17 protein-coding genes are annotated in these 17,077 nt (G+C 40.4%); all 17 read right to left on the reverse strand.

Going from position 1 to position 17,077, the window contains the following annotated elements:
- Positions 1 to 21: 21 nt before the first annotated feature.
- Positions 22 to 666 carry a tetratricopeptide repeat protein gene (locus tag GNP35_RS10235; RefSeq protein ID WP_155695988.1) on the reverse strand — a complete coding sequence of 215 codons (645 nt, stop codon included), beginning with the start codon at positions 664 to 666 and terminating at the stop codon, positions 22 to 24.
- Positions 667 to 732: 66 nt separating this feature from the next.
- Positions 733 to 2,109, reverse strand: a complete 1,377-nt coding sequence (locus GNP35_RS10240; RefSeq protein ID WP_155695989.1) for a S41 family peptidase — start codon at positions 2,107 to 2,109, stop codon at positions 733 to 735.
- Positions 2,110 to 2,243: 134 nt separating this feature from the next.
- Positions 2,244 to 3,542: an adenylosuccinate synthase gene (locus GNP35_RS10245; RefSeq protein ID WP_155695990.1), complete on the reverse strand. Its 1,299-nt coding sequence runs from the start codon at positions 3,540 to 3,542 to the stop codon at positions 2,244 to 2,246.
- Positions 3,543 to 3,664: 122 nt separating this feature from the next.
- A complete protein-coding gene (locus GNP35_RS10250; RefSeq protein WP_155695991.1) occupies positions 3,665 to 3,847 on the reverse strand; it encodes a DUF2065 domain-containing protein in 183 nt (60 codons plus the stop codon).
- A gap of 65 nt (positions 3,848 to 3,912) precedes the next feature.
- Complete coding sequence (gene hflC / locus GNP35_RS10255; protein ID WP_155695992.1) at positions 3,913 to 4,788, reverse strand: protease modulator HflC; 876 nt, start codon at positions 4,786 to 4,788, stop codon at positions 3,913 to 3,915.
- A gap of 2 nt (positions 4,789 to 4,790) precedes the next feature.
- Complete coding sequence (hflK, locus tag GNP35_RS10260; RefSeq protein WP_155695993.1) at positions 4,791 to 5,936, reverse strand: FtsH protease activity modulator HflK; 1,146 nt, start codon at positions 5,934 to 5,936, stop codon at positions 4,791 to 4,793.
- Between the two features lie 109 nt (positions 5,937 to 6,045).
- Entirely contained in the window at positions 6,046 to 7,335 is a 1,290-nt protein-coding gene (gene hflX, locus GNP35_RS10265) for a ribosome rescue GTPase HflX (protein WP_155695994.1), read from the reverse strand.
- 113 nt (positions 7,336 to 7,448) lie between these two features.
- Complete coding sequence (hfq, locus tag GNP35_RS10270; RefSeq protein WP_155695995.1) at positions 7,449 to 7,697, reverse strand: RNA chaperone Hfq; 249 nt, start codon at positions 7,695 to 7,697, stop codon at positions 7,449 to 7,451.
- 88 nt (positions 7,698 to 7,785) lie between these two features.
- A complete protein-coding gene (gene miaA / locus GNP35_RS10275; protein WP_155695996.1) occupies positions 7,786 to 8,715 on the reverse strand; it encodes a tRNA (adenosine(37)-N6)-dimethylallyltransferase MiaA in 930 nt (309 codons plus the stop codon).
- A gap of 36 nt (positions 8,716 to 8,751) precedes the next feature.
- Entirely contained in the window at positions 8,752 to 10,602 is a 1,851-nt protein-coding gene (mutL, locus tag GNP35_RS10280; RefSeq protein WP_155695997.1) for a DNA mismatch repair endonuclease MutL, read from the reverse strand.
- An 8-nt stretch (positions 10,603 to 10,610) separates the two neighbouring features.
- A complete protein-coding gene (locus tag GNP35_RS10285; protein WP_330997768.1) occupies positions 10,611 to 11,921 on the reverse strand; it encodes an N-acetylmuramoyl-L-alanine amidase in 1,311 nt (436 codons plus the stop codon).
- A 28-nt stretch (positions 11,922 to 11,949) separates the two neighbouring features.
- On the reverse strand, positions 11,950 to 12,417 hold the full coding sequence (gene tsaE, locus GNP35_RS10290; protein WP_155695998.1) for a tRNA (adenosine(37)-N6)-threonylcarbamoyltransferase complex ATPase subunit type 1 TsaE: 468 nt from the start codon (positions 12,415 to 12,417) through the stop codon (positions 11,950 to 11,952).
- 17 nt (positions 12,418 to 12,434) lie between these two features.
- Complete coding sequence (gene rng / locus GNP35_RS10295) at positions 12,435 to 13,907, reverse strand: ribonuclease G (protein ID WP_155695999.1); 1,473 nt, start codon at positions 13,905 to 13,907, stop codon at positions 12,435 to 12,437.
- A 1-nt stretch (position 13,908) separates the two neighbouring features.
- Positions 13,909 to 14,472 (reverse strand): Maf family protein, encoded by a 564-nt coding sequence (locus GNP35_RS10300; RefSeq protein WP_155696000.1) that lies wholly within the window; start codon positions 14,470 to 14,472, stop codon positions 13,909 to 13,911.
- A 6-nt stretch (positions 14,473 to 14,478) separates the two neighbouring features.
- A complete protein-coding gene (mreD, locus tag GNP35_RS10305; RefSeq protein WP_330997786.1) occupies positions 14,479 to 14,958 on the reverse strand; it encodes a rod shape-determining protein MreD in 480 nt (159 codons plus the stop codon).
- 8 nt (positions 14,959 to 14,966) lie between these two features.
- Entirely contained in the window at positions 14,967 to 15,800 is an 834-nt protein-coding gene (gene mreC / locus GNP35_RS10310; RefSeq protein ID WP_155696001.1) for a rod shape-determining protein MreC, read from the reverse strand.
- An 87-nt stretch (positions 15,801 to 15,887) separates the two neighbouring features.
- Positions 15,888 to 16,931, reverse strand: coding sequence for a rod shape-determining protein (locus GNP35_RS10315; RefSeq protein ID WP_155696002.1), 1,044 nt, complete (start codon positions 16,929 to 16,931; stop codon positions 15,888 to 15,890).
- Positions 16,932 to 17,077: the final 146 nt, after the last annotated feature.

Genomic DNA, 17,077 nt, shown 5'->3' on the forward strand with positions numbered 1-17,077 from the left:
TTTGTGTATTTAATAACTAACTCATTGAGCTTTTGCGGCTTTTACTGATTTAGGGTGCATCAGTTTTTCTAGTTTTTTCAACTGCCTAGTGGCTTTGCTATGTAACTTTTCATCGGCAATAATGGCGTGATGAAGCCAACGGTATGCGTTTTCAAAATCATAGGGGCTGCCAACACCTGCTAGTTGCAAATCGATTAAGCGCAATTGAGCTTGTAAATTACCCAGTTCTGCGGCGCGCAAAATATAGGTGTATGCCTTTTCTGAATCTTTTTGTACAAAACGTCCAACGTGGTAATAACGCCCAAGCTGTTCGATGGCCGCAACGAGGCCTTGTTTTGCCGACTCGCGAATATAATACATACCGAGTTCAGCATTTTGTTCTACACATACACCCCAAGCTAACATGTCGCCATATAAAAACTCATAACTTGGCAAGTGAAGCTTTACAGCTCTGTCTTCTATGTCTCGAGTTAGCTGGCACCTATCTGCTTTAACTCTATCTAAGTGCTTGTTTTGTTTTATTAAATCAAGCAACTCATCTTGTGTGTATATTTGTACGGCTTGTAGGGGTTCATCATTTGCTGCATATAAACGTGCGCTAAAAAGCGAACAAGCCAGTAGGGCTAGGGAGGAAAGTGTAACGAGCAGATAATTAAATACTTTCATAATAACCTTCAAGAAAGACAATGGAACTGAATACTAGTACTCAGTTCCAAAGCAATTACTAGGCCATTATAAAAGGTTTTGTGCCTTTATTGGGCCTTTTGTCCAATCAATTTTTTGCTTCGCTTTCTTCTCCGTCGCGGAGCTTTGAGCCGTAACTAGTCCATGTTTCTGTGTCCCGTTACTACATGAACCTGTTTTAAGGTAATTAATTCCTTCAGCGTACATTGGGTCCGTATCAACGCCCCAATCTCCCGTAACCACTTCGTCAACTTGGCAGTCAACTTCTAATCCATCGTAGTACTCACCTTCGCCTGCAGCATTTACAGAGTCAAAGTTAATAGCAAATACAACGTCGTCACATATTTCTGTCGGGCTCATACCCACTGGTTTGCCACAGGTTTGATTACCTACGGTAACCACTTCGATGAATGGCTTAAGTGAGTTAATAACAAGCTCACTTGATGAACAACTGCCTTCAGATGTCAAAACAACCACTCGGTCAAGATTCATTTTCTCAACGCCTTGCCCCAAGCTGAAAGGAACGGTTTGGTTGTTGGCACTTTGTTTATTGTTGTAGCGATATTGAACAAAGGTTTCGTCAATGACTGCGTCACCTGCAATTTGACTACTTAACTGGTTCGCCACACGAATTAAACCACCACCATTATAACGTAAATCTAAAACTAGCTCGTCAATACCATCTGATGAAAATGAATCAAATGCGGTGTTCAGCTCTTCTTCAGATACAGAGTCAAAAGAGTTAAAGACTAAGTAACCTACATTTTTTTCTTCTTCATCTAAAGTAACCTGTTTGACTTCTTTAGCCAGTACCGTATTTGCTGTGATACTGCCTTTTGTAATGGTCGCTTCTTTTACATCACCGTTTGGTTTTTCAAACTTAATATCAATTGAGTACCCATCTTCATTTGGTCCAAAGAAATCACCAAGCGTTTTTGAGCCGCCATTTACTTCTGCAATAATTTCAGACATTGGCTTACCATTAATCTCTGTCATGGTATCGCCACGGCGCAAACCATTTTGAGCTGGTGTACCCGCTTCATATACGTAACGAATCAATAAACCATCTTCGGTTTCATTAACACTATGAGAAAATCCATAACCAAAAAAGACCGAGTTTACGTAGTCATCATATTCTTCAGTTGACATGGAAAAGCTAAACTTATCTTGGGCCACACGCATCGAATCAATTGCTGATGAGATATCCGCATAAGCTTCTGGATCAAACTCAGTTGGTAAATCTCTATTCCAGAAGTACCAGTTTTTCATATAAGTGAACAGTTTTGCATTGGCGTCTGGCGCTGAACAATACGAATACCCACCACCTGTAAGCTCAACCTGCTCAACACTGTCTGAGCCTCCCCCGCAAGCACTTAGGAGACCCGTTGCGAAGATTGCTGCCACTAATTTTTTACTACTAAACATGCTTATTCCTACTAATTAATTTTAGTTTTTATTATTAGCGGTCAGCATACAAAAAAAGCCGTCGAATGACAGCTTTTTAAGAAGGGTATTGGCACTATAAAAATGTAACTAATTGTTATAGTGCAATAGAGCATTTATTCAGAGAACGGATTTCTCAAAATAAATGTTTCGCTACGGTCTGGACCAGTAGAGATAATATCCATTGGGATACCTGTAATCTCTTCTAGGCGTTTAATGTAAGATTGAGCAGCCTTTGGAAGCTTATCAAACTCAGTAACACCAAAAGAGTTTTCAGACCAACCAGGTACAGACTCATAAAGAGGTTTTGCGCTTGCATAACCTTCTGCTGCCATAGGTGGAACATCTACAATTGAACCGTCTGCTAATTCGTAACCAGTACAAATCTTGATTTCTTCAAGACCGTCTAGAACGTCTAGCTTAGTTAAACAAAAACCAGTAATTGAGTTTAATTGTACTGCGCGTTTCATTGCTACAGCATCAAACCAACCACAACGACGCTCACGTCCTGTAGTTGCACCAAACTCATGACCTTTAGTACCTAAGTGATGGCCTACTTCATCGTTTAATTCAGTTGGAAAAGGACCCGAACCAACACGAGTTGTGTAAGCTTTTACGATACCTAGAACGTAATCGATATGACAAGGACCAAAACCAGCACCAGTGGCAACACCACCAGCAGTCGTGTTAGACGAAGTTACATAAGGATATGTACCGTGGTCAATATCAAGTAGCGTGCCCTGTGCACCTTCAAATAAGATTGATTCGCCAGCAAGACGAGTCTTATCAAGTAAGTCTGTTACATCAACAACCATTGCTTTTAGCATATCTGCTACAGCCATTGCGTCATTGTATGTTTTATCGAAATCTACCGCTTCAACACCGTAATAGTTTACTAGTGCAAAGTTGTGGAATTCTAAAACTTCTTTTAATTTTTCTGCGAATAATTCAGGATTGAATAAGTCACCTACGCGTAAACCGCGACGAGCCACTTTATCTTCATACGCAGGACCGATACCACGACCGGTAGTACCAATTGCTTTATTGCCACGCTTGATTTCACGAGCTTGGTCTAATGCAATGTGGTAAGGAAGAATTAACGGACATGCTTCAGAGATTAATAAACGTTCTTTTACAGGAACGCCACGATCTTCGAGCATCTTCATTTCTTTTAATAACGCTTCTGGAGATAGAACAACGCCATTACCAATGATACATTTAACGCCATCGCGTAATACGCCAGATGGTATTAAGTGAAGAACGGTTTTTTCACCGTTGATAACTAGAGTATGGCCAGCATTGTGACCACCTTGATAGCGGACCACATAAGAAGCCTTATCTGTCAGCAGGTCTACAACCTTACCTTTACCTTCGTCACCCCATTGGGTGCCTAAAACAACAACGTTTTTGCCCATATTTAATTCACTCAGAAAAAATTAGGCGGGGATTCTACCAAAAAAGTGGTGTAAAGATCACCCGCTTTATCGAAAAATTAGAATAAAAACTGCTAGATGCCTGTTTTAACGATTAAAAATATCTATCGAAACCAAAGCAAAAGAAGCCCAATAGTGAATAACACTAGACCAACTTGGCGAATTACCCCAATCGGTTCCTTAGATAATTTTTGAATGTAACTTCGCCATGTTTTGGGAAACAGCAGTGGCATCATGCCTTCTACTATCAAAACCATCGCGATAACCACAAACCAATCGATATCCATATTGCACCTCTAAAACAACAAAGGGCCCCTAAGAGCCCTTTATATTTTATCTAATTAAAGACAGATTATTTACCTGACGTACTCTTCATGTAACGGAAGAATTCACTGTCTGGTTGAATAACCAAAATATCATTTTTGCTATTAAAGCTATTTTTGTAGGCTTCTAAACTACGAACAAATGCGAAGAACTCTGGGTTCTTGTTAAATGCATCTGCGTATACTTTAGCAGCCAATGCGTCACCTTCACCACGAAGAGTTTGGGCTTCACGCTCAGCTTCAGCAAGCATAACGGTAATTCTTGCATCAACATCTGCACGAATGATTTCCGCTTTCTCACGACCTTCTGAACGGTGAGCTTTCGCTACTTCTTGACGTTCGGTACGCATACGTTCGAATATTGAATTACTTACCCTTACTGGTAAGTTAATTTGCTTCACTCGAACATCTAATACTTCAATACCTAAGTCGCTTGAGCTTTTTGCAGCTTGAATAGCTTGCTGCATTAACTCTTGGCGCTCGCCAGAAACAATCTCTTTAATGGTTCTAGAACCAAAAGCAGTACGAAGACCGTTATTAACTTTCTGTTCTAATAGCGTCTCAGCGTTTAGCTTGTTGCCACCAGTTGATAGATAGAACTTAGCAAAGTCAGATATGCGCCATTTAACAAATGAGTCAACTATTAAGTCTTTTTTCTCTACTGTTACAAAGCGATCTGGCTCACCATCAAGTGTTTGAATACGAGCATCAAGGGTTTTTACTTTTTCAACTAAAGGAAGTTTAAAGTGCAAACCTGGTTCGTTAACGACTGGCGCACCAGCGTCATCACGTTTAACTTTACCAAACTGTATTACAATACTTCTTTGGCCTTCGTTAACAACGAATAGCGAGGAGAACGTCATGAATGCAAACACGACGATTAAAATCATACTAAATGTTTTCATGCTTAGTTTCTCCCATCATTAAAGCGGTCACCACGACTTGGGCGATTGCTTTGTGTCGGCTGTGTCGTTTGACCTGAGCCTGTATTGTAATCTGTTGCTGGGCGTTGACCAGTGGCTGGTAAAACACCTTGCTGCTGCATGATTTTGTCTAGAGGTAAGTACATCATGTTGCCATTACCTTTAGTATCAACTAACACTTTTGATGTATTTGATAATACTTGTTCCATCGTTTCTAAATATAAACGTTGGCGCGTTACTTCTGGCGCTGCTTTATATTCAGGCAGTAGTTGGTCAAACTTAGCTACTTGACCTTGTGACGCTAAGATCTTGCCTTGTTTGTAAGCTGTCGCTTCTTGAACCATACGGTTAACTTGGCCACGAGCACGAGGCTCAACTTCACTTGCGTAAGCTTTTGCTTCGTTAACATAACGAACTTCATCTTCTCGGGCGGCGATAGCATCATCAAACGCATCTTTAACTTGCTCAGGAGGACGTGCGTCTTTGAAGTTAACATCAACAATTGCTAAACCTAACTTGTAAGGTTCAATAATTGCTTCCAATTCTTCACGCGTGCTTTGACGAACAATTTCACGACCAGATGTTAAAATGTCATCCATTCGAGAGTTACCAATAACCGAACGCAATGCACTGTCAGTCGCCTGACGTAAGCTGTTTGTTGGATCTGGAACAGAGAATAAATAGTTCTTTGGATCTAGTACTCGGTACTGTACTTCCATTTCAACTTGAACCACGTTCTCATCTTGAGTCAGCATGAAACCTGATGCAGGAATTGTACGAACCGTTTGAATATCAACTGGAATAACCTTGTCAATAAACGTTGGGTTAAAACGAAGACCTGGCTCTTTTAATTCAGTGTATTCACCAAATCTCAATACCACACCGCTTTCTGCTTCGCGTAATGTATACCAACCCGATAAGAACCAAATAACAAATGCAACAACAAGTACTATAGAAATACCAATGCCGCCAGGTCCTTTACCTTCTTTACTCGGCTTGCCGCCAAATAAACCATTAAATCGATTGCCTAAATCTTTAAATAACTCGTCCAAGTCAGGTGGCCCCTGATCTTTGCCGCCGCGATTTTTCCACGGATCGTTATTATTATTTCCCGGCTCATTCCAGGCCATAAGTTACTCCAGTTTCATTCAGAAAAGTTACTGTTTAATTTAGCAAAGTCGTTTGCATAACTCTATGAAATTGAGTCAATACTGCAAACAAACTGCACTGTCTGTCTATTTAGTGGCTACTTTGCCATTTTTCAATGCCATAGCCCATTTGTTTATTCAAACGTTGCTGGTCTATTTTGCTAATACGCACGCTTAAAACAAAATGACCATTTTCGTCTATTTTCTCATCCAAGATTCCGTTGAGCTGATACAACTCTGCTCTTAGTTTACCTTCTTGTGGCGGTAGAATAAGCTCTACATCCCACATTGCAAGACCAAGCAACTCTGACATTGCTTGTTGAATAAGCTCTAGGCCTTGGGCTTTTTGAGCAGTTAACCAAACGGATACCGGCTTGCCTTCATCGTTTCGCTCAATGTGTGGCTCAGCGTCTTTTAATAAATCAATTTTGTTAAAAACAAGTAATTGAGGAATATCGTCCGCTTCAATCTCCCTTAACACTTCTTCAACTTGGAAGATATTGTCACTACGTCTAGGATCAGCAACATCAATCACATGAAGTTGAAGGTCAGCTTCTCTCGTTTCCGTTAACGTTGCTTTAAACGCCGCAACCAAGTCATGTGGTAAGTGACGAATAAAACCAACGGTATCTGCAAGAATTGTCTCGCCAACATCCGCTAAATCTATTTTTCTTAATGTTGGGTCTAACGTAGCAAACAATTGATCAGCCGCATACACATCGGCATTTGTCAGTGCATTAAACAATGTTGATTTACCGGCGTTGGTGTAACCAACTAACGATACCGTTGGTACTTCCGCTTTTTTACGAGAGCGACGGCCTTGTTCACGCTGTTTAGATACTTTTTCTAGTCGAGAAAGTATGTGAGAAATTCGAGCTCGTAATAAACGTCTATCTGTCTCTAACTGAGTTTCACCTGGACCTCGTAAACCAATACCACCTTTTTGACGCTCTAAGTGAGTCCAACCTCTGATTAATCGGGTAGAGATATGTTTCAACTGCGCAAGCTCAACTTGTAACTTACCTTCATGAGTTCTTGCTCGCTGGGCAAAGATGTCAAGAATAAGACCAGTTCTGTCCAATACTCTACATTGAAACAGCGCTTCTAAGTTACGCTCTTGAGAAGGCGATAAAGAGTGATTAAATATTACAATGTCCGCGCCTTCCGCTTGCACCGCATCTGCTATTTCCTGAGCTTTGCCGGTACCTACATAATATTTTGCGTCTGGGGAGTGTCTGCTTGTTGTGACTACAGCAAGCGTAGAAACGCCTGCAGAGGATACTAGTAATCCAAGTTCTTCGATGTCTTCTCTATCATTTTCAGCAGAGAAATTAACGTGTACTAAAACGGCCTGTTCGCCGACTTCATATCTATCAAACAAATGTTTATCCTGGGTTGGGGTTGATTAATTTTGCACAGTTAAAATGCAAAAAAGGAAATACGTTTATACGTATTCCCTTTCAAAATTAGTTTAATAATTATTGAAAATAATAATTATTGTTCTGGTTCTTCATTACCAGCGTAATGCGGGTTGGTCTGGAATGGTCGCGCAGGCACAATTGTTGAGATTGCATGCTTGTAAACCATTTGACTCAATGTATTTTTTAACAAAATGACAAACTGATCAAATGATTCAACCTGACCTTGTAATTTTATACCGTTCACTAAATAGATCGAAACTGGGATTCGTTCACGACGTAATGCATTTAAAAACGGGTCTTGTAAGGACTGCCCCTTGGCCATTGTCAATGTTCCTTCTTTTTAGTTTTATTATTTATTGTTTTTGTTAGGTAAACCTTGCACATTAACGATAATACAACTTTGTCTAAGACTAGCTTAGCGAGTTTATTACCCGTTGCAAGTTTTCTTTTTGTTTTCCTACTTCTAGGTACATCACGTTAGGCCAACTACGTAACCACGTAAGCTGCCTTTTAGCCAACTGCCTTGTTGCTACAACACCACGAAAAACCATTTCGTTCCAATCAAGCTCACCTTTCAGATGTTGCCACATTTGGCGGTATCCAACGGCTCGTATTGACGGCAAATCTAGATGCAAGTCAGGTCTTTGGATCAAACGCTCCACTTCCCCTTTAAACCCTTGCTCTAACATAATATCAAAACGTTGTTCTATTCTTTTATGTAGCTCAGTTTTATCATCGCACATAAAAGCGAACTGCTTGATATTATAAGGTATCGGCTGTTTTTCCTGAGACATTAACTCAGTCATCGACTTTCCACTTATCAGGTACACTTCGTATGCCCGATTGATTCTTTGCGGATCGTTTGGATGAATTCGCTTTGCTGCTACCGGATCAACTTCAGCTAATAAGTCATGAACATGTTGCCAACCTTTATCGTTTGCCAACGTTTCTATTTGTGTTCTTATTTCGCTGTTGGCTTCCGGTAAATCAGATATCCCTTCAACTAAAGCCTTAAAATACATCATGGTACCGCCAACTAATATAGGGGTTTTCCCCTTATTGAAGCTTTTTTCGATAGCCTCTAACGCATCTTTTCTAAAATCAGCTGCCGAATAAACCTCAGCTGGATCTAAAAAGCTAATAAGTTGGTGCGGGTATTTAGACAGCTCATCTGGCGTTGGTTTTGCGGTACCAATGTCCATGCCCTTGTATATAAGAGCGGAGTCGACACTTATCAAGTCACCATTGATTAAGTCGGCCAGCTGCATCGCTAAATCAGTTTTTCCTGATGCTGTTGGACCCATAATAGAAATTACGGTTTTATTTTCGTTTTCAAACATTGATCAAGGTTTCTCTGAAGGTTGTCGTTTAAACGGTTAAAGCGTTTTAAATAATTGCTGCAGGTCTACAGGTTTTGCCACCAAAGACCATTTTATCGAAAAGTCGCTACTTTGTTTAAGTATATGCAATTGTTTGAGTATTTGCGCCTGTTCTAATGGAATACTGTCTGTTTGATTTAAGATATTAGTAATTATTCCAGTGGTAAGTTTGTCACGTTTAAGTAACTCGCTAAATAGCTCAGGCAAATATTGGCTATTACTTCTACTTCGAACAAACGTTGGCACTTGCTTTATAATCAAATAGTGTTGATGAATTTTAGTATCAAATCCACTGGCTAATATTTCTTGCTCATAGGCCTTAAATTTAATGAGTTCTGCCTCAGTTAATTTAATTCTAATAGGCACAAGTAATGGAGCTGGCTTCAACTGTTCCGTCGTTAATGAGCTTGTAGAGTGCGAGTTAGAGTTAGAATCAAATAACTCCGATAGATCTATTACCCAATGTTCATTTTGATATTGTATTAAAGCGTGTCTCAGTTGAGTAAAAACGATGCTGAAATCACTGCTGACGTCACTAACACTCTTAACCTGTGATGTTGGCTTAATTTGGTTCGACGAGTCTATACCTACTTTATCACTCAACGGTTTTTTATACTCGGCATGCGGGGTGTTCAATAATGCAGAAGAAGCATCTTCAAATAGTGACGGATTTACCGAGTCCACTGAGTGTTGTTTTGGTTTTAAACCGGAGAATGTAGTGGGGTTGCTGTAGCTCGTCTCTGCCTTTTCACTCAGCGTTTTAGGTTTTTCGTTTGCAATAACACTGTTTAAAGCTTGCGGTTCCGCTAGCCACTCTGGTGCCGTTTGTTGTACTTGATGAAAGTCAGTTAAGCCTTCTTGAATAGTGCCAACAATTAAGTCATGCAGTAATCTTGAATGATGAAAGCGCACTTCGTGTTTAGCTGGATGAACATTTACATCAACCTCGTTAGCTGGCAGTTCAACAAATAAAACATATTCCGGTTGTTGTTCTGAATTTAACGAGCTTGAATATGCCTGACGAATGGCATGCTGAATCAGCTTGTCCCTCATCATTCGACCATTTACAAAGGAGTATTGCGCAGGATTTACCGACTTACATTCACTTGGTGACTTTGCCCAAATGGATATGGAAATATTGTCATATTGAGCGGTTCTGATACTCGACTGCTCGACAAACTGTGCATTAATCACTTCGGCTATTCGAGCTGACTGCTGAGCAACCTTATCTTCCGTTTGAGACTGCGCTCGATAGCGCTTAACGACTTTGTTGTTGTGTTGAAGTACAAAACTGACGTCTGGTCTGCTCATGGCGATTCGACGAATCAGGCTTTCAATATGACTAAATTCTGTTTTTTCAGCTCGTAAAAACTTTCGGCGGGCTGGCGTATTAAAAAATAAATCTAAAACTTCAACTGTGGTGCCATTTGGATGCGCGGCAGGCTTAACATCAACCTCCATATCTAACCCTTCTGCAATCGCAGACCAGGCTTCGCTTTGAGACTCAGGCTTAGATGTCATGGTTAGTCTTGCTACAGAGCTTATTGAGGCTAATGCTTCACCTCGGAAGCCTAAGCTTAAAATAGCTTCTAAGTCAGATATATTGGTAATTTTACTGGTTGCATGTCGAGATAATGCTAGCGCTAACTGGTCTTTTTGAATGCCTTTGCCATTGTCTTTTATTAAGATTTTTTTATGACCGCCACGCTCAATATCGATCTCGACTTTTGTGGCACCGGCATCAAGCGCATTCTCAACCAATTCTTTCACTACCGACGCGGGACGCTCTACCACTTCACCGGCGGCGATTTGGTTTGCCAATTGTGGCGGTAATATTTTAATTGTCATTGGCTGACTTATGACTGAGGAATGGAAAGGACCTGACCAACTTTGATCATGTCATTTTTAAGTCGATTAGCCGCTTTAATAGAAGAAACGCTCACTTTATAATTTTGTGCCACAAGTGATAATGACTCGCCACTTCTTACCTTGTGTTTTAACACTTTATGAAGCTTGGCGTATCGAGTGCCATCAGGTGGACGTTTTTTAAAATGCGTTTTTACTGCGTTAACAATAGCTTTAGCAAGACGGTTTTGCTGCCATGCGTTGGTCAGCATTTTTTCTTCTCTAGGGTTAGAGATAAAACCACCTTCCACTAATATAGACGGAATATCCGGTGACTTTAAAACACCTAAGCTTGCCGACTGAGGCTTGCGTTGATGAAGTTTTGTAATCTTTTTTAGCTCGCCTAATACAGTATTTGCAACCGTGAAGCCTTGGTCGCGTGAATGGTCCATTGATAAATCGATAAAGGTTCTGGCTAAATACTTTTCTGTATTTGTATCTTTTAACGCTTCCGATACACCACCAAGCAGCTGGCCGTATTCTTCTCGTCTTTCTAACGAACGACCGACTTCAGTGGTTGCTCTTCTGTTACTTTGAACCCAAACCGAAGCGCCATTTGGGCCTGGCGAAGTGAAGGCATCTGCATGCACAGAGATTAATAAATCGGCTTTCGCGTCTCGTGCTTTTTTTGTTCGTTTATTAAGATCAATATAATAATCACCGGTACGAGTCATAATAGCTCGCATACCGTTTTCTTTATTGATGAGGCTCTCTATTTTCTTAGCTAGCTTTAACGTGACATGTTTTTCATAAGTGCCCGCGCGACCAATAGAACCTGGATCTTCACCGCCGTGACCAGCATCAATAGCAATGACAATGTCTCGGTCGGTTTCAATTTTACGCTTAGCTTGTTGAACTTTTTCTTCAGCATTAAAAAGGTCAACCACTAGTCGGTGACCGTAAGGCCCCGCAGGAACTAATGCAAATAGCATTGGATTTACATTTTGTGAGAGGTCTAACACAAGACGTGTTGAACCTTTACTTTTTGGTGTGCTTTTTCGGACATTTGTTAGCACTTTTGCATCATCGGCAAGGCCATCTAATGACGTAGACAACTTTGTGTTTTTTAGATCAATAACCAGACGTTGAGGATTTTTAAGTTCAAAGTAGGTGTATTCTGCAGGTCCTGATAAGTCTAAAACCACTCGAGTTGAATCCGGCGCTGGCCAAATACGAATACCATCAATCTTTTCACCAGCAACACTTTGAGGTGCTAGTAAAAGTAGGCAAAAAATAACTAACGAATGTATTAGTTTAGACACTGTAAAAATTTAACCTCATAACCACTTATTAATACTTGGACTCTATTTTTAAAACAGTCTGCTCGCCTATTTCCGATAAGGCTTGAAACCTTATTTCACGCTGTTCGTCGGCATATGTCAAATATAACTCAAGGTCTGCCTTAGGTAAAAAGGCTTGGCCCTTTTCTGGCCACTCAATTAAACAGAGCGCTTTGTCATTAAAATAATCACGAAAGCCCATAAATTCAAGTTCTTCAGGGTCTGCCAAACGGTAAAGGTCAAAGTGATATGCACTTATATTCTCAAGCTCATAAGGTTCTACCAAAGTATAAGTTGGAGACTTTACTCGACCATTGTGACCTAAGCCTTGAATAATGCCTCGACTTAATGTGGTTTTACCCGCACCTAAATCACCATGAAGAAATATGGTCATGCCCTGCGACAAAGACTGCGCAATATGATTGCCCATTGCAACCGTTGCTTCTTCATTTTCTAATATGGTTGAAAACTCTTTCATGACCTTTTGAAACCCTACTACATCATTACTACGTCAAACTGGTCCTGATTATACATAGGTTCCGTTTTGACTTTAATTTGTTTACCAATAAATACTTCAAGCTCTGCTAGATTATGATATTCATCGTTTATTAGTGACTCAGCCACGGCCGGTGAAGCATAAACAATAAATTGATCTGCTTTATAAGCTCGGTTTACACGAACAATTTCACGCAATAATTCGGCACAAATAGTTTCTACCGTTTTTACATAACCTCGACCTTTACAAGCTGGACAAGTGCCACATAAAACGTGCTCTAAACTTTCTCGTGTGCGCTTTCTCGTCATTTCAACTAAGCCTAAACTAGAGAAGCCATTTATCTTAGTTTTTACCTTATCTTTACCCAGCGCCAATTCCAAACTGTGTAGGACACGACGTTGATGGTCAGTACTGTCCATATCAATAAAGTCGATAATGATGATGCCACCTAAATTACGCAATCTAAGCTGACGAGCAATGGCTTGTGTTGCCTCACTATTAGTATTAAAAATAGTGTCTTCTAAGCTTCGGTGTCCCACAAAAGCACCAGTATTTATATCTATTGTGGTCATTGCTTCCGTTTGGTCAATAACCAAATAGCCGCCGGATTTTAGCTCTACCTTTTTGTCTAATGCGCGCTTAATTTCAGCTTCTACATCAAACAAATCAAAGATTGGACGCTCACCAGGGTAATACTCTAACTTAGACGTCATCTCTGGCATAAACTCTTCAGTAAATGCGGTAAGTTCTCCATACATCAATTTAGAGTCAATTCGAACACGTTCAAGTTCGTCGGTAATAAAGTCTCGGATCACTCTAAACGCTAGGCTCAAGTCTTCGTATAAAACGGCTTGATTACGCGTTTTTTTCTTTTTCTTTATGATTTTTTGCCACAGTTTTTTTAAGAATAAAGCATCTTGTGCCAATTCCTCTTTGCCTGCGCCTTCAGCCGCAGTGCGCACGATAAAGGCGCCTTCACCTTCTTCGTAATGCTCTTCAACTATGGATTTTAAACGACTTCGTTCTCTGTCATTTTCTATTCGCTGTGAAATACCAACATGTTTTGAGTCTGGCATAAATACTAAGTATCGAGAGGGCAACGTAATATCCGTCGTCAGTCTCGCACCTTTTGTGCCTAGAGGGTCTTTAACTACCTGAACGATAATTTTCTGTCCTTCACGAACTAACTCTTTAATGTCTCTTGCGGTATTGCTATTGGAGGTAATCTGATCTTTTTCATCGTCATAAGTAATGATATCGGATGCGTGTAAAAATGCGGCTTTTTCCATACCGATATCGACAAACGCTGCTTGCATACCTGGTAATACTCGACTTACTTTGCCTAAGTAGATGTTGCCAACAATTCCGCTCGCACTTTGACGCTCAACGTGAAGTTCTTGCAACATGCCATTCTCAACCGCTGCAACTCTTGTTTCACTTGGAGTAACGTTAACTAGTAACTCTACACTCATACTACTTAAATTCCTTCAATGTCGCGTCTAATTCAACGAGTGGCAATCCGACAACCGCACTCACACTACCATTTATAGAAGTAACAAATTTGCCACCAATGCCTTGTATGGCATAAGAACCGGCCTTATCTTGCGGCTCTCCGGTATGCCAATAGTCAATAACTTGCTGCTCGGTTACTGTTGCAAACTGCACGCTTGTAATTACCGTTTTAGTCACTGTTTTAGCTTTAGTAACTACACTATAGGCCGTCATTACTTGATGTTCTTTGCCTGATAGCGCCATTAACATGCTTTTGCATTCGTCCAGGCTTTCTGGTTTACCTAATATCTCGCCATTGTTAACCACCGTCGTATCTGAACCAATAACCAGTGAGTCTTCAGGGCTGATGATCTTATTAAATATGGCAACGGCTTTTTGATTTGCAAGTCGTTCAACGTAATGTTGAGGATCTTCGTTATCTAAAACGGACTCATCGATATCGGCACTTTGTTGCTCAAAGCTTGGGACTAAGTAACCGAGTAATTGCTTTCTTCTTGGAGACTGACTAGCGAGTATAATTTTCATAAAGCCTCATCGTATTTTAAAGCGTCTTCTGTAACCACGAAGAACAGGAAACAACCATAGCCAAAAGAGGCTACTTGTAAGTGCTGGATACAAATACTCAATGGAAAAACTAACATCAATCAAAAATCGATTAGTCCAAAAAATAACAAAATGGTAAAGAATCAAAAATATAAAAATAATAGACGCCTGTTGCCAGATAGAAAAGTTTCTTAATTTTTGAAAGTTATTAGCCGAGATATAAATAACTATGGACATAGCAAGGGCGTGAACGCCCAAAATAGTGCCGAGTAAAATATCCAATGCAAAACCTAATATCCACGCTACGCCAACATTAACTCGGTGTGGTAATGCCATGGTCCAATATATTAATACCAATGCTAACCAGTCTGGGCGAAATGCTTTTAATTCTAAAGGTAGCGGCATAATGCTTAAAATAAGCGCAATAAAAAGAGTAATTCCAATGAACCACCATGAAGACTTTGTAATTCGAGCCACTATTCAAGATCCTTTTTATCTGGCCACAGTAAAAGAACGTGCCTGAGTCTATTAACCTGTGCTACTGGGGATGCACTCACAATTAGAAATGGTTTTGAGGGATCGTTGTGTACCTCTTTAACCACAGCCACCGGGTAACCATCTGGGAATAATCCACCTAGGCCCGACGTAATTAATTTATCGCCCACTTTAATATCTGTGTCGTGAGGCACGTTATTAAGCACCATACGGTTGATATCGCCGGTACCACTTACAATTGCTCTTATATCGTTTCTTAGATTGCGCACTGGTATCGCGTGGGTTTGATCCGTTAACAAAATAACTCGGGCGGTATTATTGCCCGTTGATATTACCTGACCAACTACACCGACCTCATCTATAACAGGTTGCCCAGCAAAAACATCCGCAGACTGACCTTTGTCTATTAATACATTGTGTGAAAATGGATGATTGGCTACCGCCATTATTTCAGCTACGACTTTTTTTGCTTCAATACGCGCGTTTGTATCGAGCAGCGCTCTTAACTTAGCGTTTTCATTAAGCAACATTTGATAGCGTTGCAGCTTTTCGTTTTGGATGAGTTGTAAATTCTTTAGACGAGTATTTTCGTCTAAAATAAACTGCTTACGTGCCGCGTACTTTGAAAGGCTATCGATACTTTGTTGCGGTAAGTCCGCAATATATTGAATAGGAGCAACAACACTACTGAGAGTATTTCTAATTTGTTTTGAACTATCCGTATAAACATCAACTGTCATTGCAACAATGCTTAAAACAAAAACTATTGCAAATCTTAGTGTTAGGGCTGGTCCTGCGCCAAAAATGGGATTCATACGGTTACCTAATATTAAACGGATTGTCAGCAAAACGGCAGTCGAAACTGCCGTTATTGTTCAAGCTTTAATTACCTAACCAGACTATTAGTCGTAGCTAAATACATCTCCGCCATGAACATCAATCATTTCTAACGCTTTACCACCACCTCGAGCAACACAGGTAAGCGGATCGTCAGCAATAATTACTGGAATACCCGTTTCTTCCATCAACAAGCGATCAAGGTCTTTTAGTAATGCACCACCGCCAGTTAATACCATGCCGCGCTCTGAAATGTCAGACGCTAGCTCAGGAGGAGATTGCTCTAACGCAACCATTACCGCACTAACAATGCCAGAAAGTGGCTCTTGAAGCGCTTCTAAAATCTCATTTGAGTTCAGAGTAAACGAGCGAGGAACACCTTCAGCTAAATTACGGCCACGTACTTCTAACTCTTTTACGTCTTGCGACGGGTAAGCAAAACCAATTTCTTGTTTAATTCGCTCAGCCGTTGCTTCACCAATTAAGCTACCAAAGTTACGACGCACGTAGTTAATAATCGCTTCATCAAAGCGGTCACCACCAATACGTACTGATGAAGAGTAAACCACACCATTTAACGAGATAATTGCAACTTCAGTTGTACCACCACCAATATCAACAACCATTGAACCCGTTGCTTCTGATACAGGTAAGCCGGCACCAATTGCAGCGGCCATCGGCTCTTCAATTAAAAATACTTCTCTTGCTCCCGCACCTAGTGCAGATTCACGAATAGCTCTTTGCTCAACCTGTGTGGCTCCACAAGGAACACAAACTAGAACTCGAGGGCTCGGACGTAAAAAGTTGTTGCTATGCACTTGTTTAATAAAGTGCTGTAACATTTTTTCAGTCACGTAGAAGTCTGCAATTACGCCATCTTTCATTGGGCGAATTGCTTTGATATTTCCAGGCGTACGGCCAAGCATTCTTTTTGCTTCACCACCAACTGACGCTACGCTTTTAGGGCCACCAGCTCGTTCTTGACGAATAGCAACTACTGAAGGTTCATTAAGAACAATTCCTTGGTCTTTAACATAAATAAGAGTGTTTGCCGTACCTAAATCGATAGACAAATCATTTGAAAACATGCCGCGCAGATTTTTAAACATGGCGCTTTTACTTCCTTTAAGAACTTCATCAAGATAATAACCACTAACTTTACCTAACGGTTATTCACTGGGCAAGAGCCTAGAGCAAACAAATTGAAAATTCGGTGATTAAATTACAAAAACCGATTTTAATTTTCAATTTTTAC

Source organism: Psychrosphaera haliotis (genome assembly GCF_009728465.1).
Lineage (GTDB): Bacteria > Pseudomonadota > Gammaproteobacteria > Enterobacterales > Alteromonadaceae > Psychrosphaera > Psychrosphaera haliotis.